Origin of the sequence: Ignatzschineria larvae DSM 13226, assembly GCF_038500265.1 — a bacterium.
Lineage (GTDB): Bacteria > Pseudomonadota > Gammaproteobacteria > Cardiobacteriales > Wohlfahrtiimonadaceae > Ignatzschineria > Ignatzschineria larvae.
Genome location: NZ_CP150637.1, coordinates 1181397 through 1203007, shown reverse-complemented (window position 1 = coordinate 1203007; position 21611 = coordinate 1181397). Strand labels below are relative to the sequence as shown.

Here is a 21611-nt window from a genome sequence, read left to right as displayed (position 1 = left end):
AGAGGTCATGAAATCAGATTGGAATGCACGTTTTGCACGGGCGGAATATCTGTATGGGAAAGAAGCGAATACCTTTGTTAAAGAAATTGTACCTGTGATAAAACCTAAAGGACGATTGCTAGCGATTGCTGAAGGTGAAGGGCGTAATGCTCTCTTTGTGGCAGAGGATGCACTACAAGCGGGTCGTAAAATTGAGATTGACCTTTGGGATTATTCTGATGTGGCGCTTCAAAAAGTCAATGCACGTAAAGGATTACTACCCATCTATACCAAAGAAGTTGATCTAACGAATATTAGCTGGCCGACTGATCTATATGATTATGCGATGTGTGTTTATGGGCATTTTGCAAAAGAGATGCAACGACAAGTCTTTCAAGGGATTCGACAAGCCTTGAAGCCGGGTGGCTATTTCTTTGGGGAAGTTTATTCAGAAGCACAATTGCCTTATCGTAGCGGTGGCCCTCGAAATATCGATTATCTCTACGATCCGGCACTTTTTTTAGAGGTTTTCAAGGCAGATCATTTCCAACACCTCTTTATGGGGGAGGTAGAGCGTGCAGAAGGAGATCTACATCAAGGTCGGTGCCATGTGATTCAATTTGCTATCAAAATTGTAAAATAACGTTAACCTTATAGATAAGTGATTATTTAATTGATGGTAGAAGTTACTGAGATGATTAAAGTGGCTTTGATTTTTGAATGATTATTTGATAAGAAGTGAGCAGCAGAGAATATTCCTGCATAACTCACTAATTTATTGATATAATTCAATTAACAAGTAGATAGTTAAAAAAGTTATTATAAGGAATAATAAGTAAGCAAATAGTAACTAAACTATTGTTGTTGATGATATTTTACAAATAAGTCGTAACTGAAAGATGTTTTAACTATAAAGAGGTAATCAGTATTATGGATCGTGCAATTAAAAATTGGTGGATATGGGTCTTAATCGGCGTACTATATGTTGTATTAAGCGGTTTTCTATTTTTTAAACCTTTTGTGAGTTTTGTTGTATTAGCGCAATTCATGGTGGCTTTCTTCTTTGTCACCGGTTTCTTTGAAATCTTCTATGCATTAACGAACCGCAATGTTCATGGTTGGGGCTTTAACCTCGCAATGGGGATTCTACAGGTCTTTATCGGTGGTTATATCATTAAAAATGCTAATGAAGGCTTGCCTGAAATGATGTTAATTTTCCTCATTATGTTCTGGTTAATTTTCTATGGAATTTCAGCGATCTCTTTCTCATTTAGCCTCAAAAAACTTGGCGTACCTTCATGGTGGCTAACGCTGATTATTGGCATTTTAGGCTTAATCGTTGGTTTAGCAATTCCTTACTCACCTATCGGTGGAATTATCTTTATCACAACGCTATTAGGAATTTCTGCGTTGATTGTTGGTCTCTACAGCCTCTACTTTGGCTTTGCAATTCGTCGTTTTAGAGCTTAGTTTTGATATTATTGTGTGAGCGACGATTAGGAAAGATCGTAACAAGATCATAGGAATATGGGGGATAGGAATATCCCCCTTTTTTTTTGTAGCGAGAAAGCGTATAGTAATACCATTGTTTAGAATAGTTTTGATTCAATCTAATAAATTGAAGTTGAAATTATCTCTAAACTAAAAGTTTTTAAGAAAGCTTTTCAGTTTCATTATTTTACAAATTAATGTTTATCTTTGGGGCAGGGTGCGTTGTTGCTGTGAATCCTATTCATAGTAATCATAATTCCCGACCGGCGGTGATAGTCCGCGAGCGCAAGCTGACTTGGTGTAATTCCAAGACCGACAGTATAGTCTGGATGGTAAAAGATAAATCGGCAGTAGTTTTCAATGGATTGATGGGATAAATAGACTGTTTATGCAGACTATAACTCACAGTTCATTCACTGAAAATAGAGAAAAGATTGAGTTTGGTTGCTAATAGTAGCCTCTGTGTTTTGCATACAATTTAGTGAACAGAACCCTGATCTTTACAGCAGACGATTTATAACGAACATCAACCCCCATCGATAAAGTGCGATGGGGGTTTTTCATTGTTGAAAGAAAAATTGTCTAAAGAACAAGATCAAGATTATCTGCAAATGGCTTTTGAGCTTGCTCAACAAGGATACGGTGCTGTATCACCTAATCCGTATGTGGGCGCTATACTTGTAAAAGAGGGCGAAATCATTGGCCGAGGTTATCATCAGCGTGCGGGAGAAGCGCACGCAGAGGTGAATGCCGTTAAGGATGCAAAAGCACAAGGATACGACGTTTCTGGTGCAACGCTCTATGTGACCCTAGAACCTTGCTGTTTTACCGGAAAAACGCCCGCCTGTACTGATCTTATTCTACGAAGTGGTATTGCGCGCGTTGTGACGGCAATGGAAGATCCGAATCCCAAAGTCGCCGGTCAAGGTCATCAGATTTTACGAAATGCCGGGATTGAGGTCGAAACTAATCTTGCAGTGGATCAGGGGCAGGCGCTTCTGAAAATCTTTATCTGTAATCAATTACAAAAACGGACATTTGTCACATTGAAAGCGGCGCTCAGTTTAGATGGTAAATTGGCAACACAAACCGGAGATTCACAATGGATTACCGGTAGTGAAGCCCGTAAAAAAGCGCATTATTATCGAGGATTACACGATGCCATTTTAATAGGAAAAGGGACTTTAATCGCTGATAATCCCTCATTAACCGTACGTTATGGTTTTGAGACAAAAGCGCCGATACGCATTCTGTTATTGAATAATTTTGCAGGGATCACTTCCGAGATGATCCGAACCTATTCATTTTTCGATACTAATCTTGCGCCTAGTTGGATCTGCTTTGATCAACATTATCCGCTAGAAAGCGAATTGCAAACCTTATTGCTGGCGCAAGGCATTAAGCTTATTCCGTTGGCTGATACCCAACCACAAACACTGCTTGCCGCGCTCTATGCTCAAGGTGTGATGAGCCTCTTTATCGAAGGGGGGGCGCAAATTTATGATGCTTTTATTTCAGCTGATCTAGTGGATGAATATCTACTATTTTATGGACCTCGCTTAATTGGGAATCCAAATGCGCTTGAGTTATGGCGAAATAGTCCCGTTACAGTATTAGAGAAAGCACCAAGATTAGAGATTACGGAAACCTGCCATTGTGGTGAGTCCGTTTTAATGATTGCAAAAAATCATGGCACAAATAATTGTGCCAATATAGTTACAAAGGAGTCATAAAGATGTTTACCGGAATTATTGAAGAACGGGGCGAAATTACCCAAATCAATCATCAGCAACATCGCTCTTACCTGACTTTTAAAGCGAGTAAAGTGCTTGAAGATGTCAAACTCGGTGATAGCATTGCGGTAAATGGTGTTTGTTTAACAGTGACACAATTTGATCATCACTCATTTCAAGCGGATTTAATGCCGGAGACCATTAAACGGACAGGGTTTCATCGTTATAAACGAGGCACGAAAGTCAATTTAGAACGAGCACTTCGAGTAGGGGATCGTTTAGGTGGCCATATGGTAAGTGGTCATATTGATGGTGAAGCGAAATTAAGCCGAATCGACGATTTAGGAGATATTCACGAATTAACCTTTGTTCTGCAAAATCCTCATGAAGGCCTACTGATTCCAAAAGGCTCTATTGCTATTGATGGGATTAGCTTAACATTGATTAGTGTTGCCGAGCGAGAATTTAAAGTGGGCATTATCCCTCATACCTTTGCTGAAACTAATCTGGCAGAGTTGAAAATAGGGGGCTATGTCAATATCGAGTTTGATCTTGTGGGGAAATATATTAAAGCGCAGCATCAAGCGGAGCGTAGTCAGCTCAATTATCAGACCCTATCCCATTGGGGCTATTAGCCGTTATTGCTAAGAATTGGAAGATTTAGATTTAGCTAGAATTAAACGATATAGCCGATATAGCTATCCCAAAACATAAACAAACCTATAAAAACATATTAAAAAACATATTAAAAAACATATTAAAAATCACATAGAATATTACAAGGAACAGATGATGGATAAGCAAATCCCAGAATATGGTTCAGTTGAGAAAGTCCGCCGAGCGCTCGCTTTTATGCAACAAGGCGGCATGATTATTGTCACTGATGATGCTTCTCGGGAGAATGAGGGGGATCTCATTATGCCGGCCGAGTTAGCGACACCGCAAGATATTAACTTTATGATTCATAAAGCTGGTGGTTTAGTCTGTGCGCCAATCTCGAAAGCGTATGCCGATCGGTTAGGATTAGCCCCTATGATTGTGGATAATAAAGATCCCTTTAAAACAGCTTTTACAGTCTCTGTCGATTTAGCGACAACGCATACCGGCATTTCCGCTTTTGAACGGGCAGAAACCTTAAATGCTTTAGCCGATGAATCGAAAAAACCAGAAGATTTTAATCGTCCGGGACATATTTTCCCGTTAATCGCTAAAGATGGCGGTGTACTGGTACGTCGAGGCCATACAGAAGCGGCGATCGATTTAGTGACATTAGCAGGGTTTAAGCCTGCCGCTGTGATTTGTGAAATTTTGAAAGAGAATGGAGAGATGGCGCGGGAGAGTGATCTGATTCCTTATGCTAAAGTGCATCAATTACCCCTTATTACCATTCAAGATTTGGTCAACTATCGGCAGATGCAAGAGCAGATGGAGGCTTTATTGCCACTTAGCCAATCAACGTTACCTACAGAATTTGGAGATTTCCTGATTTATGCATTTCCTAATAAAAATGGTGGGGAGCCGCATATTGCCCTCTTGAATAAAGGCAGAGATAGTAAAGCACCGGCAACGGTTCGTATTCATTCAGAATGCTTAACCGGCGATGTTTTTTCTTCTGTGAAATGTGATTGTCACGCGCAATTGCAGTATGGGCTACAAGAAACCGCTAAAGCTAAGAATGGTATTTTGCTCTATCTCCGTCAAGAAGGGCGTGGCATTGGTATTGTTGAGAAGTTAAAAGCTTATCAGTTGCAGGATGAAGGCTATAATACGATTGAAGCGAATAAGATGCTCGGCCATGGGGCCGATGAGCGAACATACGACGAAGCTGCACAAATTTTGAAATTCTTTGATGTGAATAAGGTTGAATTATTAACCAATAATCCTGATAAAATTGCGGCGATGCGCGTTGCCGGGATTGAAGTGATTGAACAAGGAACGCCACGCTTTGAGACTGAGGCTAACCGTGATTATCTCAACATTAAGCGAGATCAAATGGGGCATCAGTTATAGCAACTGTAAGGGGTGATGGGTTAGTGCGATTATTGAATATGTGTACTAATCATGAAAATCTTAGCAAAATTATTTAAATAAGCTTAAAGCTAGGCAAAAGAATCAAGAATCAAGAATCAAAGCTAAAATTATAAGCCTATTTTATAAACATGTTTTATCAACATATCATTCAATTTATTGATAAGTAAGGAGTAGAAAATGAAAGTATTAGAAGGTCAATTATCAGTTAAAGGTAAAAAAATCGCATTAGTAGCAGGTCGTTTTAATAGCTTGATTACCAAGCAATTAATCGATGGTGCTAAAGACGGATTACTACGTAGCGGCATTAAAGAAGAAGATATTATTCTTGCATGGGTACCGGGTGCGTATGAGATTCCGCTTATTGCTAAGAAATTTGCAGAAAAAGCAGATATTGATGCCGTAATCTGTTTAGGTGCTGTGATTCGTGGGGCAACTGCGCACTTTGATTTTGTGGCAGGGGAAGCCGCAAAGGGGATTAGTAAAATTGGTCTTGAAACAGGAAAGCCTGTGATGTTCGGTGTTTTAACGGTAGATACTATTGAGCAAGCGTTAGAGCGGGCCGGCACGAAAGCAGGTAATAATGGCTTTTCTGCGGCGCTTGGTGTCGTTGAGATGTTGAGCTTGATTGATGAGATTAATTAACTGCTCAAGGTAGTGTAATGTTTTTTACAATTTCATTTATAGTGGTTTCTTGCTATTATGAGCAAGATATAATGTTGTAGCTGTCAATATAAGAATAAAAGATAAAAATAAAGCTACATAAACACTATAAAGAATTTACAAGCAGACTATTTTTTAACTTTGGAGGTTTAATTATGAGTAAAGTAAACTCATTAAACACGCTCTCTACCTTAAATGTAGGTGGTAAAGAGTATCATTATCATTCAATCAAAAAGGCAGAAGAGAAGCTCGGCGATCTCTCTAGATTACCTAAATCTATGAAAGTTCTGCTCGAGAACTTACTCCGTTTTGAAGACAATGTGACCGTTAATGCCGATGATATTGCTGCAATCGGTGAGTGGGCTAAAAACCGTTCATCTAAACGGGAAATTCAATATCGCCCAGCGCGTGTATTGATGCAAGATTTCACCGGTGTTCCTGCAGTAGTCGATTTAGCGGCAATGCGTGACGCAATGGTCAAAGCCGGTGGTGATGCTAAGCATATTAATCCATTAGCGCCTGTTGATCTTGTCATTGACCATTCGGTTATGATCGATAAGTTCGGGACAGATTCAGCATTTGAAGAGAATGTGAAATTAGAGATGTCTCGTAATGGCGAGCGTTATGAATTCCTGAAATGGGGTCAGATTGCCTTTGATAATTTCCGCGTAGTTCCGCCAGGAACAGGGATCTGTCATCAGGTAAATCTTGAGTATCTTTCACAAGTGGCTTGGGTGAATGAGAAAGATGGTAAAACTTGGATTATGCCGGATACTTGTGTGGGTACAGACTCACATACACCTATGGTGAATGGCCTTTCAGTATTAGCATGGGGCGTAGGCGGTATCGAAGCGGAAGCTGCGATCTTAGGGCAACCTATTTCAATGGTGATTCCTGAAGTTGTCGGTTTCAAATTAACCGGTAAACTCAAAGAAGGCGTGACCGCAACAGACTTAGTCTTAACAATTGTTGAGATGCTTCGTAAGAAAGGCGTTGTTGGTAAATTCGTAGAATATTACGGTGATGGTTTACAAGAGTTACCACTAGCAGATAGAGCAACAATTTCCAATATGGCACCGGAATATGGGGCAACTGTTGGTTTCTTCCCTGTGGATGAGATCACATTGAACTATATGCGTTTGACGGGTCGTGATGAAGAAGTGATCGCACGTACAGAAGCGTATGCAAAAGAGCAAGGTTTCTGGGGTAATGCTGGTGATGAACCTGTATTTACAGATACATTAGAGCTCGATTTAAGCACAGTAGTACCAAGTATGGCCGGTCCAAAACGTCCTCAAGATCGTGTGACGCTTCCTAACTTGAAAAATGCATTTGAGAAATTTGTAGCTGATAATAATGATGATATTAATAAAGCTGCCGATATCTATATTGATGGTAAAGATGTCACGATCAACCAAGGAGATGTCGTATTTGCTGCAATTACTTCTTGTACGAATACTTCAAATCCAAGCGTGATGATGGCCGCAGGTTTAGTCGCAGAGAAAGCGGCGAAATTAGGACTTACCCGCAAACCTTGGGTTAAAACCTCACTAGCACCTGGATCAAAAGTAGTCAGTGAGTACCTCGATAAAGCAGGGTTAACGAAATATCTTGATGAAGTAGGCTTTAACTTAACAGGTTATGGTTGTACTGCCTGTATCGGTAACTCAGGTCCATTAATTACAGAAGTGGGCGAAGCGATCGATAATAACGATTTTACTATGGCTGCTGTAATCTCTGGTAACCGCAACTTCGAAGGTCGTATTCATCCACAAATCAAAACCAACTGGATTGCGTCTCCTCCATTAGTTGTGGCATTTGCAATCGCAGGTACTACTCGTATCGATATTGCGAAAGATCCTATCGCGAAAGATAAAAATGGTAATGATGTCTTCTTGAAAGATATCTGGCCGAGTAATCACGAAATTGCAGAAGCGGTTGCCAAAGTCGATGGTACGATGTTCCGTAAAGGTTATGATGGCGTATTTGATGGTGATGCACATTGGCAGGCACTTGATGTCACGAAGAGCGAAACATTCAAATGGAATAGCGATTCTACCTATGTGCAACATCCGCCATATTTCGAGAAGATCGATCAGCCAATTGAATCTGTAAAATCTATCGAGAATGCGAATGTTTTAGCATACTTTGGTGATTCAATCACAACTGACCATATTTCGCCAGCGGGTGTGATTATGGCAGGTTCTCCTGCGGGTCTTTATCTACAAGCAAAAGGGGTTGAGCCAAAAGACTTTAACTCTTATGGTTCTCGTCGTGGTAATCATGAGGTGATGATTCGTGGTACATTTGCGAATATCCGTATCCGTAACAAAATGTTACAAGATGTGGAAGGCGGTTATACGAAACATATCCCGACAGGTGAAACATTACCTATTTATGATGCGGCAATGCGTTATGCGGAAGAGAATACACCGTTAATCGTATTAGCAGGTAAAGAGTATGGTAGTGGTTCAAGCCGTGACTGGGCTGCTAAAGGACCTAATCTCTTAGGTGTGAAAGCCGTAATTGCAGAGAGCTATGAGCGTATTCATCGTTCAAATTTGATCGGCATGGGGATTTTAGCACTTCAATATAAAAATGGTGAGAATGCTGAAAGTTTAGGTTTAACAGGGGAAGAATCATTCTCTATTAAGCTTGATAATAATATTAAGCCTGGACAAGATATTGAGGTTATTGCGAAGAAAGCAGACGGAAGTGAAGTGAAATTCACGGTACTTTGCCGAATCGATACTTTGAATGAAGTCGATTACTACAAATCTGGCGGTATTTTACATTATGTATTACGCCAAATGATCGCGGAACATAAGTAATAGGTGATTGATATTAGTACACTAGCATGCGTAAGGTTTATTAAATACTGACCAAATACTAGGGCAATATTAATTATTAATAATAAGAAGAAGAGGTGCAAAAGCATCTCTTTTTTTGTGCAAAATTTTTGGATAGTGCTATATTGTTAAGTAGATGTTTATGTTATGTAATCTTATAGATTCATGTAACAGATATTAATAAGGTCAGAAGGAGTCAAAAATGAAATCAATGATGAAAGGTTTAATGGTTGTTTCTGTAATTGCAATGTTAGCAGGCTGTTCTACTTGGGATGGCATGAGTAAGAGTCAAAAAGGGATGGTTGTGGGAACTGGCGTAGGTGCTGTAGCAGGTGAAGCCGTTACGGATACTATTTTAGGTACTGCGGGTGGTGCAGCTGTCGGAGCATTTGTCGGTAGTGAAATTGGCAAAAATTTATAATAACAGGAATATGCCATCATATTTATTGTGTAATGAATACTAACCAATAAAGGTGTATATTATTTAAATATTTATAGAAGTGATATTAATCATATAATTATAGTGAGATCGGTTCAAAATAAGCTTATTAAAATGCCGGGCATCGGTTGATCGAGGTAAGGAAACCGTCCTATCCTGCATCATGCAAGCGTTGTTTAAAAGCCATTTTTCTTAAACCAAATTTACTATATAAATCGTTTGATATTCAACAATTTCAAAATTGACCTGTATTCACTACATAAAAAAGCCTGTGATCTATTCACAGGCTTTTGTTTTATTTGAGATAATTTAAGTTTAATTCAATATCAAGCTCATTCTTATGATTTCTATATTGAAGCATTGATCATTCATTATTGAGCATTTTTATGGCCATTCATATAAAGAACGATATAGCCTAAAACACCTGAAAGAATAGAACCAATAAAGACACCGATTTTACTCAAATCTTGTAGTTCTGGGCTTACAAAAGCTAACATACTGATGAAAAGGCTCATGGTAAAACCGATCCCGCAAAGTAGGGCGATCCCATAAACTTGAATCCAAGTAGCACCGCTAGGACGTTTAAATACGCCCAGTTTTTCGCCTAAGTAGACCATACCGAATACCCCAATCTGTTTACCAAAGAAGAGACCGAGTGCAACACCTAATACAATAGGGTGCGTTAGCATAGAGAGTTCAAGTCCAGCAAATGAGACACCAGCATTAGCAAGGCCAAAGAGTGGAATAATTAGGAAACTAACCCAATCACTTAAACCATGTTCCCAAGCGAGTAGAGGTGTTTCCCCTTTTTTATTTGCTTTCACACCATTAAGCGGAATAGTCATAGCGAGTACAACGCCGGCAAGCGTTGCATGAATTCCTGATTTTAAGACAAAGAACCAGAGGATAATGCCGGGAATGATATAGAAGATTGCACGAGTCTCTTTACGGCGATTAAGTACAATCAACAAAATAAGCACCACTAATGCACCGAGTAGATAGATCAGATTTAGATTATTACTATAAAAGAGCGCGATAATTAGGATGGCAGCTAAATCATCGATAATCGCAAGCGCCGTTAAGAAGATTTTAAGAGAAACAGGGACTCGACTACCAAGTAGTGCGACGATTCCAAGCGCAAAGGCAATATCTGTTGCAGTAGGAATTGCCCAACCGCCAATCGCTTCGCTATCGCCTATATTCAATACGAAATAGATAACAGCGGGGACAGCAAGCCCTGCAAAAGCGGCTAGACCTGGCAAAATACGTTGAGCATTAGTTGCAAGTTCTCCGCTAATAAATTCTCGTTTTAACTCTAATCCTACATAGAGAAAGAAGATGGCCATTAAAGCATCATTGATCCAATGTAAGACTGATAGTCCACCGATATAGCTTCCCAATGTTGAGAAATAGATGTTGGAGAGGGGACTATTGGCGATAATTAAACCGAGAACGGCTGAGAGCATCAAAATAATGCCGCCGGCAGTTGGAAGGGTAAAAAAGTATTTAATCTTCTGGTACATCTAGGCTCCTAATAATATGAGTCAGGTGTGAAAAAATAAGGTATTAATGTTAAATGTGGCTTTTTGTTTCGTTTAATAGATAAGTCACAAATCACCACTGTTTATAAAAAAAGCAACGGTGCATTCAATATCTGAATTTCACATTCCAAAAAAGCACCGCTGCTGGTTCTTCTTTTAGTATAAACATAAGCGGCTCTAGGTTATAGTTTTAAAGTACCTTAGTGCTTAAAAAATAATCAATTATGAAATATAAGTATCATATATTCAACTGCTTATATCTATTTATTAAATGAGTTTAGCGATATGTATTCAGAGGAGATTTGTGCTACTGTCACATTATAAAGGCACAATGTATTGACAAAGGAGGGAGCTTGTATATACATTGAAGAGAGTCGAGTCGTCAATAAAGATATAAAAACGTAAAAATAAACGTGTAATACTAAATTAGTAATAAAAAATATAACAAGAACATAAAACTCGACGATATGACCATATAACATAACCATAGGAGGAATGTAATGAAAGAGATGACATTACAAGGGGGAGAACAGGTCAAATCTTTGCCCCCTAAAGTTGCACAATCAGATAATTGGATTTTAATTAAATTATTTCTATATAGTTTGATTGGAATTGTCTTTTTCTTTGTATCTATTGATATTGGCGGAAAAGAAACAATTTTACTCGATCATATTGCCGGATTTGTAACGCAACAACTGAGACCAATAGCGATTACGTCGATTTTATTAATTATGGCATTTGGTGCTTTTTATCCCTATATTACCGGTACTTTTCGTAACTCACTGAGTGCACAGATCTTCTCGGTTTTTAAAGTCATTGGTTTGATTCTTGCAATACTCTATCTTACAGAAACCGCGCCGGCTTGGGCGATGAAACCCGATATGTTACCTTTTCTATTTGAAAAGCTTGCACTATCGGTGGGGTTACTCATTCCTGTTGGGGCAATTGCGCTGACATTTCTAATCGGTTTTGGGTTATTAGAGTTTATCTCGGTATTTATGGAGAAGTTAATGCGGCCTCTCTTTAGAACGCCGGGATCTTCTGCCATTGATGCCGTTGCCTCATTTGTTGGAAGCTACTCTATTGGATTATTGATTACCGATCGGGTATTTCGGCAAGGGCAATATTCTCATCGTGAAGCGGTTGTGATTGCAACAGGTTTTTCTACGGTATCTGCGACCTTTATGATTATTGTGGCGAAGACGCTCGGATTAATGGGCTCTTGGAACTTCTTTTTCTGGAGTACTTTTATTATTACTTTTGTTGTAACGACGATTACCTTCTATTTACCGCCGATTTCACTATTAGATAATACTGCGAAGAATCCACTACCAGAAACACCTAAAAATGAGAAATGGCGACATGCAACAAGATTAGGGGTGAGTCAATATCGTAATAGCCCGAATGTTTTTAAGATGATGTGGTTAAACTTTCGAGATGGTTTAAGAATGTCGTCGATTGTTGCTCCTTCTATTTTGGCCATCGGATTTACAGGTCTGATCCTTTCGAAATATACCCCACTTTTTGATTGGATTGGTGTGGTATTAAAACCTTTTCTTTGGATGACGGGCTTTGATGAAGCGATAACACACAGCGGTGCAATTGCCTCAGGCTTAGCCGAGATGTTCTTGCCGGCTATTTTATTAACGGATGCGGAGTTGCCAATTCGTTATATTGCGGCAGTCACTTCGATTAGTAGTATCCTTTTCTTTTCAGGATCTATCCCTTGTATTTTAGCGACGAAAATCCCGCTTAAGATCTGGCAAATTGTCTTAATCTGGTTTATTCGTACCGTTTTGACGATTCTTTTGGCGAGTATTGCTTTCCGCTTAGGGATTGCAATGGGATGGATATAGTGCTATTGGAAGCGTATTTTTATAGTAAATTTGGTTTAAGAAAAATGGTTTTTAAGTAGTTAGTATGGGATTTTAACAATAAGATAAAATCTGACTAAAAACGCTTGCCAGATGCCGGATAGAACAGATTCCTTGCATCTTGCAATTGATGCGCCGGCATTTAAATAAGCGTATTTTGAATCGATCTTACTATAAAAACCTCTGAAAAATTTGACCTAATATTGAAAAGAGCCCTTTAAGATTTTAATCGATCTTAAAGGGCTTCATATATTGATCTAATCAGCTAGGTAATATAGTAGATCGTAGATTATTGTGAAGATTGAGCCTCTGTCGATGCTTGTGCTTCATTTTTCACAAAGATCACCTGATCAATATTGTCGTAACCGGCATTTTGTGCAGTTTGTAGATAATCCTGAATGACCGCTTCTGGTAAGTTTGGCGTACGGGCTAAAAGCCAGAGATATTCACCACTTGGTTCACCCACTAAAGAGATCTGATAATCATTATCTAGGCGAATAACCCAATAGTCACCATCGGTAAAAGGGAGCCAACGAAGCCAAGCAGGGAGGAAATTGACAGAAAGTTGACTGCCACTTCTATTTTGAAAGGCCGCTACACCTTCTGCTTCATGTTCCGTGCCATCCGCTAGCTCACAACGATTGAGCACCTGGATTTGATTGTCAATCAAAGTATATTCGGCAGAGATATTGCGTTGGCATTTTTCTTCAAAAGGATTCGGAAGGCGCGCGATTTCATACCAAGTCCCAAGATATCGCTCTTTGTCAAAAGGCTCTACTGGTGTCATAGAGAGAGAAGCCGCCGTAGCCGAGGTTAAAATAGTGCCTAGGGTTAAAAAGGCCAAATATTTGAGACGATTTTTGTTCATTGTAATGTCCTTAAATGGATGTTGCTAATGGATGTTTGCTCATTAATAAATAGGTATTAGACGTATCTATTAAGGAGGTTGATGATAGATCTAATGGATGCATTAATAATGTTAATTGAAATATAAATAAACATATTGAATAATATAAAATTAAGTATTTAATTTTTAGTATTAAATGTAGTGTAATATTAAAGTCAATGTAATATTAAGATTAATAAGATATTAAGGTTAATAAGATATTTAATGCTTTATTGATGATGTCTATAGTATCGATAGTTTTTTGAAGGAATGGTAAGTATCCATTATGAATATGAATGATTAAGCCAAGCTTAAGATCCAAAGTCCCTAAGATTTGAAACTCACAAGACTTAAAGTGTAATCATCATAAATCATTGCAGAAGTAAGATTAAGTAAAAAAATTAGTAAAGAAAGAATAAGGAGTAACACAAATATGGCAACGCTTTTAATTAAAAATGGCACTATTGTAGATATTGATCATGAATATCAAGGCAATATTTTGATTGAGGGGGAGAAAATTGTTGCGATTACACAGACAGAATTACCTGCAGATCAAGTCATCGATGCAAAGGGAAAGTATATTCTTCCGGGAGGTATTGATGAGCATACCCACTTAGGCTCTTTTGGGGGATTAGGATTTGAAACAACCCATGCAGCACTTGTTGGCGGGACAACGACAGTCATTGATTTTGCGCCGATGCATGAGGGAGAAACTTTTAGTGAAGCGATTGAAGCCCATGATCAAACAGCTGCCGGGATTGCTAGCTGTGATTATGCTTTTCACTCAATGGTCATGGGAGGCGGCCATCAAGGATTATTTAACGATGTGAAAAATCTGCCCAAGCATGGTGTTTCAACGATTAAGCTCTTAATGGGTTATAAGGGGAGTGAATATTACTCTAATGATGAAACGATTATGCACTGTATGCGAGAGGCGCGTAAATATGGCATTACCACAATGCTTCATTGTGAAAATTCCGATATGATCTCCTATCTCACAGAGATTTTAGAGAAGGAACACCCTGAGCAGACAATTGACCATTACTATTCTCGTCTTCCGATTACTGAAGTGGAAGCTACGCACCGAGGTATCGATATGGCGATTTTAACGCGCGCACCGCTCTTTATTGTGCACGTGACACTTAAAGATTCGATGTTAGCGATACGAGATGCCTATAACCGTGGATATCCTATTTATGGGGAAACCTGTACCCATTATCTTTTACTTGATAAATCCTATTTAGGTTTACCGAATTTCGAAGGGGCAAAATATGTCTGTGCACCACCTATTCGAGATAAAGCTAATCAAGAACCACTTTGGGAAGCGCTTCGTAAAGGGTGGTTAACATCTGCAAGCTCTGATCACTGTGCATTAATTGGAGGATTTGAGAAGAAAAAGACCGGCTATGGTGATTTTGCTAAAATTCCTAACGGTGTTCCGGGTATGCAAGAGCGAATGATGATGCTTTGGACTTATGGTGTTGAAACGGGGCGTATTAGCCGACAAAAGTTTGTTGAGATTACTGCAACTAATCCTGCAAAATTGATCAATCTACCGCATAAAGGACGCATTGCCGTTGGTTGTGATGCGGATATTGTGATTTGGGATGATCAATATGAAGGGGAGATCTCTAATAGAGAGAGTTATCAAGGGATTGATTACTCAGCCTTTGAAGGCTTTAAAGTCAAAGGACGACCTGATCAAGTATTCTTGCGGGGTGTTTTAATGGCAGAAAAAGGACAATTTGTCGGAGACAAAGGGCAAGGCAGACGACAATACGCTAAGCCTTATGGCCGCTGTTTCGATTACTTGAAGCATTCGCCTGAGGTATTGGGGTAAAAATGAAATTACTAAAGCAATGGAAAAGTTTTGATGAGCAACTCTCTTTATTAAAAGAGAGAGGGCTTATCATTAGTAATAAAAAAAGAGCTAGAACATATTTAGAGCGTGTGGGGTACTACCGACTAAGTGGATATTGGTATCTATTTAAACAGCTTCATAATAAACAGCCTATTAATCGATTTTTACCAGATAGTCATTTTGATGATGTGATTTCCTTATATATTTTTGATAAAAGATTGAGGCTATTAGCATTAGATGCTTTAGAACGAATTGAAATAGCCATTAGGGTTGATATTTCTTATCTGTTAGGTAAAAAAGAACCTTTAGCCCATTTGACAGTCAAAAATTTCTCAAAAGAGCGTTATAATCAAGCTATTAGGGATTCTAAAGATTCATTTATACAGCATCATATTGAATATTATGGAGGGAATATCCCTATTTGGGTTGCTTGTGAAATTTTTAGCTTTGGTACCTTATCTAAATTATTTAAACATATGGACATCAGAGATAAAGATAAAATTGCTCGAAAATATCGGTTATCTTCAGGAAGTCAATTAGAAACCCATTTACACGCTTTTAATGTGATACGAAATATTTCTGCACATCACGGAAGATTATGGAACAGACATATAATTGGGAGAGCTAAGATAAGAGGTATGAAAGACCCAATGTTTCATAAGCTTCCTAATAACCAAGTGTTTTTTTATTTTTGTTTAATGCAAAGAATGCTAAAGGTTATCTGTCCAAATTCTTCTTGGGGATATCGGTTTTGGGAATTATTAAAGACATTTCCAACATCAAAGAATGGGGTAATTGATATACAGCTACTCGGATTAAAACCTGATTTGGAATTAGAAAATTGGTTCTTATGGAAAAATAAATAGATAAAAATAGCCCCCAATTCTGTAGTTCCTAGATTAACTATTTATAAAAATAGTAACTAGGCAGAAGTTGGGGGGATTGTTGTAATCAATTATATAAAATTATATCTATAGGATCAAGCTTCATAGTGAGTTATTACTCATAACGACGACTTCTCACTAATTGAGGTCTTCTACCTAAATATGCAACGGTACCGATACCGCTCCAGATATGGACTAAGCGTGTAAAGGGGAAGATCACAAAGAGTGTAATGCCCATAAAGATATGTGCTTTGAAGATCGGGCTTACGCCGGCAAGTAGATCAACAGCACCGCCGCGGAAGGTGACAATATATTGCGCCCAATGCATCAGTTTGAGCATCTCTTCGCCATCGGTATGATGCGAGGAGACAATAATAGTACTAAGACCTAATAGTAGCGTTACTAAAATCCAGATTAAGACCAGTTTATCGCGCCATGTTGATGTTGCCATAAGACGCGCCGAGCTAAAACGACGATAGATCAGGATCAGAAGACCAATGAGCGCCATTGTGCCCATAATACCACCGGCAGTCATTGCTAGAATCTGCTTACTACTATGACTCACGCCTAGGAAATCCCATACCTGAACCGGCGTTAAAAGCCCCACAAAGTGTCCGAAAAAGAGACCAATGATCCCTAAGTGAAAGAGAATATTTCCAAGACCGAGATATTGAGGTTGCAGTAACTGACTAGAATCAGATTTCCAGCTATATTGCTCTCTATCAAATCGCACAAGGCTACCTAAAAGGAAGATCGAGAGGGCGATGTAGGGATAGATCCCAAAGAGAAATGTATTAAGATAATTCATAATGCCTCCCTTATTGGCATTTGTGACAAGCGGAGAGTGAAGCTGATTCACATCCTTGTGAATGACTTCCTAGATTGAAAGAATGGGATAAGAGTGGTTCAATACCCTCAGCATTTGGCCCAAATTGTTCCATTGCCTCTTCCATATTACGAATAGGTGCGACTTTTAACGGTTCAGCTTCAACGGGGGAATATCGGTCAATCACCTCAAAGATCGCCGCATAGGGGGAGCCATTTTTAGCTAAGTTTTCCCCAATATAATGAATCACATGAATGGCATCTCCTAAGAGTGGTAGCGCTTCTTCCTTGGGAATAGACGCTAAGAACTCTAAGAAAAGAGGCAAGTAATCTGGTAATTCATTAGCAGTAGGTTCAAAACCTTTCGCACGATAGGTTTCTAAAAGATCCACCATCGCTTGACCACGTAACCGATCTTCACCATGAAGATGCTCAAAAAGGTGCAGCGAATGAGTCGGTGTGCGGTCAAAAGTCGCCACATACTCTGTTTGTAATGTGATCTCATCATCCTGCAGTTGCTCAAAGAGTGATTGTAAGGTTTGATACGATTGCGGGTCTGTTTCTGTGCTATAGCTCTCTATTTCAGGTAATTCCGTTAGCCAAGTCCGTGTTGGATATTGCAGTAAGATTGAAAGCACTTTAAAAATAGATAGATGGGTAGATGTTGACATAATCTTCTCCTATAGCTGTTTGATTTTCGCGCGATTGCGAAGATCATTGAGGTTAATCGGTACAGCTTTACTATTACCAAAGAGGCTCTCTTTACTGACGCCGCCTGAGCATCCGTTTCCAAAGGAGAAGCCACAACTACCTTTTTCTGCAAAGGTGTCTTCCACGAGCTCTTTATGTGTCGTTGGAATCACGAAACGATCTTCATAATTGGCAATTGCCATAATTTGATACATCTCTTCGATCTGTTTGGCACTTAAATGCGCATTCAATAGCGTTTCATCTGCGCGTTCTTGCGAATAGAGTGTCTTATTACGCATATATTTACGCATTGTAATCATGGTCGAGAGCGCTTTAAGAATAGGATTGGTATCGCCGGCAGTTAAGAGATTTGCTAAATATTGCAATGGGATACGGAGTTCATTGACATCAGGAATGAGGCCATTTTCACCAATCACACCAGATTCTATAGCTGATTGAATTGGGGAAAGTGGTGGAATGTACCAGACCATTGGAAGCGTACGATATTCAGGATGTAATGGGAATGCCACTTTCCACTCAACAGCCATTTTATAGACCGGAGATGTTTTTGCAGCATCAATCCACTCTTGGGGGATTCCTTGTTTAAGCGCTTCCGCCGCAACAGCAGGATCATTGGGATCTAAGAAGAGATCTAATTGTGATTCATAGAGATCTTCAGGATTCTCGGTACTTGCCGCATCACTAATCTTGTCGGCATCATAGAGTAATACGCCAAGATAGCGAATACGACCGACACAGGTTTCTGAACAGATTGTTGGTTGACCTGACTCGATACGAGGGAAACAGAAGATACATTTTTCCGATTTACCTGTTTTCCAGTTGTAGTAGATTTTTTTGTATGGGCACCCGGAAACACACATTCTCCAACCACGACATTTGTCTTGGTCAATAAGAACGATCCCATCTTCTTCACGTTTATAGATTGATCCTGCAGGACAGCTTGCCACACAAGCAGGATTCAAACAGTGCTCGCAAAGACGGGGAAGATACATCATAAAGGTGTTTTCAAAGGCACCATAAATATCTTTCTGAATTCCTTCAAATAATTGATCTTTGGCGCGTTTTTTAAATTCGCCACCTAAGTCATCTTCCCAGTTTGGCCCCCACTCAATCTTCTCCATTTTCTCGCCGGTAATCGCAGAGATCGGACGCGCAGTAGGAGGGGTACTCATTCTCGGCGCTTTTTGTAGATGTTCATAATCGTAAGTGAAAGGCTCATAGTAATCATCAATACTAAGCATATTCGGGTTAGCAAAGATATTACCGAGCACTTTAAACTTTGTGCCTTGCTTGAGTTGTAATTTCCCTTTCTTATTACGAACCCAGCCCCCTTTATGGATCTCCTGATCTTCCCAATTTTTAGGATAACCAATGCCAGGTTTAGTTTCGACGTTATTGAACCAAGCATATTCAACACCATCTCGGCTGGTCCAGACATTTTTACAAGTAACTGAACAGGTATGGCAACCGATACATTTATCAAGGTTTAGAACCATTCCAATTTGTGCTCTAATTTTCATAATTTATTCCTTATTGCGAAATCTGTGGGATGTCGATAGTTGTTTGATGAAGTAGGGGTGAGCTATTGACCGACAGGCCTATTTAATGGATTGTTGATTGTCACTGACCGGCTACTTCATCGCACTAGATTGACTCTTGTTGAAGCTTGTTGACTATTGCGCTCATTAGTGAGCGGTATCAAGCATTATCATCGAGTAATAGACTTTCAGTGGATTGCACTTCTTTATCTAACCAGTCAACTTTCGACATTTTTCTCACAACCACTAATTCATCTCGATTGGTACCCACTGTTCCGTAGTAGTTAAAGCCCCAAGAGAGTTGCGCATATCCCCCAATCATATGGGTAGGTTTCATTACAATTTTGGTCACAGAGTTATGAATACCACCCCGTTTTCCAGAAATCTCCGCGCCGGGAACATTAATGATTTTTTCCTGTGCGTGGTACATCAAGATCATTCCCTCAGGAATCCGTTGGCTAACGATTGTGCGTGCAGCGAGCGTTCCATTGACATTGAAGACTTCGACCCAATCATTATCGGCAATACCGATCTTCGCCGGTATGTTTTTCTTGCCAAGCCGGCGTATTAGGGCAATCTTCATCATAAGTTTTGGCAACACCCTCGCCACCAAATCCACGATCAATACCGTAGTTGGCACAGAGCAGATCAAAAACAGTAGCAACATAGAGTGTTTCTCCTCCGTCAGTGGTCAATTTCTTCACTGGTACATTTTTGACCAGCGTGGATTTAGCATCCTTGCCACCGAAGTAATCGAAGGTTACTCCCACAATCTCATCGGCATTCTCTTTTAAGGTGAGTTGCGCTTTAATTTCCGTATTATCACGCGTTTCTTGTTGTAGATTCCAACGACCTTTTTCGCCCCATCTAAAACCGATAGAGCCTTTAGGTGCGCGAATCTCTCCTGATAATTCATCTAATACTAATGTTTTCCATTCAGGATTATTCTCTTCTTGTAATTGGCGATTAATGTGGCTTGCTCTGAGGTAATAACTTGGAAGTAGTGCGCCATTTTCCTCTTTGAGTGTCACTAATACCGGCATATCGGTTAATCGGCGGCAATAATCAGTAAAATATTCTGAAGGATTCTCTAAATGGAACTCTTTTAAGATCACGTGCCCCATGGCCATTGCAAGTGCGGCATCGGTTCCCTGTTTAGGGGCTAACCAGATATCCCCGAATTTAACCATTTCACCATAGTCAGAAGAGACGGCAACGGTTTTAGTACCTTTATAACGTACTTCTGTATAGAAGTGGGCATCCGGTGTACGGGTCATCGGGACATTTGAACCCCATACCATTAAATAAGTGGAGTTATACCAATCGGCAGATTCCGCCACATCGGTCTGTTCTCCCCAAATTTGTGGGCTTGAAGGGGGAAGGTCACAATACCAATCGTAGAATGAGAGCGGTACACCCCCTAAAAGACTTAGGTAACGGGTCCCTGCTGCATAGCTGACCATAGACATTGCAGGAATGGGAGAGAAGCCAAAGATGCGATCAGGTCCATACTCCTTGATCGTGTGGGTATTAGCCGCTGCAATAATCTCATAAACTTCATCCCAAGAAGCACGAACGAATCCCCCTAAGCCACGAACGGCTTTATACTGTTTGCTTAATTTAGGATCGCTCGTAATATTGCGCCATGCTTCTACGGCATTATTATTAGTGCGTTCTTTTCTCCACAGACGCATTAACTCTGCACGTACCATTGGGTATTTTACCCGTTGTGCTGAATAGACATACCAACTATAAGAAGCCCCACGAGGACAGCCGCGAGGTTCATGATTAGGAAGATCAGGGCGTGTACGAGGGTAATCGGTCTGCTGCATCTCCCAAGTGATTAGACCACTTTTGACGAAGATTCTCCAACTACAAGAACCGGTACAGTTAACGCCGTGTGTGGAACGTACCACTTTATCATGTTGCCAGCGTTGACGATAACCATCTTCCCAACCACGATCTTCGGCAACGACTGCACCATGATTGTGGGAAAAGGTCTCTTTGGTTTGTCTGAAAAAATTTAAACGATCAAGAAAGTGACTCATAACAACTCCAAGGGCTAGGTGAAAGAAAGCCTGTTTAGCTGACTTTATAGTACCGTTTTGCCCTTGAAATCCTATTGTCATGAAGTAGCAACTTATTGCAGAAGAAGGATTACTCGCATCTAATACTTTTGGCTAGTATGATTAATCCTTTTTACAGTTTGGGCTAAGCAATAAAAAAGAGGATCATTCTCTTTCTTGCCTTATTGCTATTGGGGGATAGCGGTAAAACTCGATAGAGTAATGATCCTTAAAGAGGGACTT

Annotated in this window: 17 protein-coding genes, 1 pseudogene and 1 riboswitch; of the genes and pseudogenes, 11 read left to right on the top strand and 7 right to left on the bottom strand. The window is 39.7% G+C overall.

Annotation, left to right across the window (positions count from 1 at the left end; genetic code table 11):
• Positions 1-7: 7 nt before the first annotated feature.
• From WMO13_RS05020 to WMO13_RS04985, 8 genes are all read left to right on the top strand, one after another.
• On the top strand, positions 8-622 hold the full coding sequence (locus WMO13_RS05020) for a class I SAM-dependent methyltransferase (protein ID WP_026878017.1): 615 nt from the start codon (positions 8-10) through the stop codon (positions 620-622).
• 287 nt (positions 623-909) lie between these two features.
• A complete protein-coding gene (locus WMO13_RS05015) occupies positions 910-1449 on the top strand; it encodes an HdeD family acid-resistance protein (protein WP_026878018.1) in 540 nt (179 codons plus the stop codon).
• Between the two features lie 220 nt (positions 1450-1669).
• Positions 1670-1815, top strand: a riboswitch (FMN riboswitch).
• 233 nt (positions 1816-2048) lie between these two features.
• Complete coding sequence (gene ribD / locus WMO13_RS05010) at positions 2049-3203, top strand: bifunctional diaminohydroxyphosphoribosylaminopyrimidine deaminase/5-amino-6-(5-phosphoribosylamino)uracil reductase RibD (RefSeq protein ID WP_245601122.1); 1155 nt, start codon at positions 2049-2051, stop codon at positions 3201-3203.
• Positions 3204-3205: 2 nt separating this feature from the next.
• On the top strand, positions 3206-3838 hold the full coding sequence (locus tag WMO13_RS05005; RefSeq protein ID WP_026878019.1) for a riboflavin synthase: 633 nt from the start codon (positions 3206-3208) through the stop codon (positions 3836-3838).
• 154 nt (positions 3839-3992) lie between these two features.
• Positions 3993-5213: a 3,4-dihydroxy-2-butanone-4-phosphate synthase gene (gene ribB / locus WMO13_RS05000; protein WP_270049077.1), complete on the top strand. Its 1221-nt coding sequence runs from the start codon at positions 3993-3995 to the stop codon at positions 5211-5213.
• 198 nt (positions 5214-5411) lie between these two features.
• Positions 5412-5876 (top strand): 6,7-dimethyl-8-ribityllumazine synthase, encoded by a 465-nt coding sequence (gene ribH / locus WMO13_RS04995; RefSeq protein WP_026878021.1) that lies wholly within the window; start codon positions 5412-5414, stop codon positions 5874-5876.
• A 173-nt stretch (positions 5877-6049) separates the two neighbouring features.
• Complete coding sequence (gene acnA / locus WMO13_RS04990; protein ID WP_026878022.1) at positions 6050-8725, top strand: aconitate hydratase AcnA; 2676 nt, start codon at positions 6050-6052, stop codon at positions 8723-8725.
• 220 nt (positions 8726-8945) lie between these two features.
• Positions 8946-9164: a glycine zipper domain-containing protein gene (locus WMO13_RS04985; RefSeq protein WP_026878023.1), complete on the top strand. Its 219-nt coding sequence runs from the start codon at positions 8946-8948 to the stop codon at positions 9162-9164.
• Between the two features lie 389 nt (positions 9165-9553).
• Here WMO13_RS04985 and nhaA read toward each other — a convergent pair whose 3' ends face one another.
• Positions 9554-10705: a Na+/H+ antiporter NhaA gene (gene nhaA, locus WMO13_RS04980; RefSeq protein WP_026878024.1), complete on the bottom strand. Its 1152-nt coding sequence runs from the start codon at positions 10703-10705 to the stop codon at positions 9554-9556.
• A 527-nt stretch (positions 10706-11232) separates the two neighbouring features.
• Here nhaA and WMO13_RS04975 point away from each other — a divergent pair.
• Positions 11233-12579, top strand: coding sequence for a YjiH family protein (locus WMO13_RS04975; RefSeq protein ID WP_084331391.1), 1347 nt, complete (start codon positions 11233-11235; stop codon positions 12577-12579).
• A 307-nt stretch (positions 12580-12886) separates the two neighbouring features.
• Here WMO13_RS04975 and WMO13_RS04970 read toward each other — a convergent pair whose 3' ends face one another.
• Positions 12887-13465 carry a lipocalin family protein gene (locus WMO13_RS04970; RefSeq protein WP_084331376.1) on the bottom strand — a complete coding sequence of 193 codons (579 nt, stop codon included), beginning with the start codon at positions 13463-13465 and terminating at the stop codon, positions 12887-12889.
• 451 nt (positions 13466-13916) lie between these two features.
• Between WMO13_RS04970 and hydA the strand changes: the two genes are divergently transcribed.
• Positions 13917-15323, top strand: coding sequence for a dihydropyrimidinase (gene hydA / locus WMO13_RS04965; protein ID WP_026878026.1), 1407 nt, complete (start codon positions 13917-13919; stop codon positions 15321-15323).
• A gap of 2 nt (positions 15324-15325) precedes the next feature.
• A complete protein-coding gene (locus WMO13_RS04960; protein ID WP_026878027.1) occupies positions 15326-16210 on the top strand; it encodes an Abi family protein in 885 nt (294 codons plus the stop codon).
• Positions 16211-16343: 133 nt separating this feature from the next.
• Here the strand turns inward: WMO13_RS04960 and narI are convergent, their stop codons facing one another.
• The 5 genes and pseudogenes from narI to WMO13_RS04935 form a co-directional block, all read right to left on the bottom strand.
• Positions 16344-17036: a respiratory nitrate reductase subunit gamma gene (gene narI, locus WMO13_RS04955; protein WP_026878028.1), complete on the bottom strand. Its 693-nt coding sequence runs from the start codon at positions 17034-17036 to the stop codon at positions 16344-16346.
• A 10-nt stretch (positions 17037-17046) separates the two neighbouring features.
• On the bottom strand, positions 17047-17724 hold the full coding sequence (gene narJ, locus WMO13_RS04950; protein ID WP_051395994.1) for a nitrate reductase molybdenum cofactor assembly chaperone: 678 nt from the start codon (positions 17722-17724) through the stop codon (positions 17047-17049).
• A gap of 9 nt (positions 17725-17733) precedes the next feature.
• Complete coding sequence (gene narH / locus WMO13_RS04945; RefSeq protein WP_026878029.1) at positions 17734-19284, bottom strand: nitrate reductase subunit beta; 1551 nt, start codon at positions 19282-19284, stop codon at positions 17734-17736.
• 178 nt (positions 19285-19462) lie between these two features.
• Positions 19463-19888, bottom strand: coding sequence for a molybdopterin dinucleotide binding domain-containing protein (locus tag WMO13_RS04940; RefSeq protein WP_084331377.1), 426 nt, complete (start codon positions 19886-19888; stop codon positions 19463-19465).
• A pseudogene (locus tag WMO13_RS04935) lies at positions 19839-21350 on the bottom strand (molybdopterin-dependent oxidoreductase); the annotation flags it as partial. The gene WMO13_RS04940 and the pseudogene WMO13_RS04935, both read right to left, overlap by 50 nt.
• Positions 21351-21611: the final 261 nt, after the last annotated feature.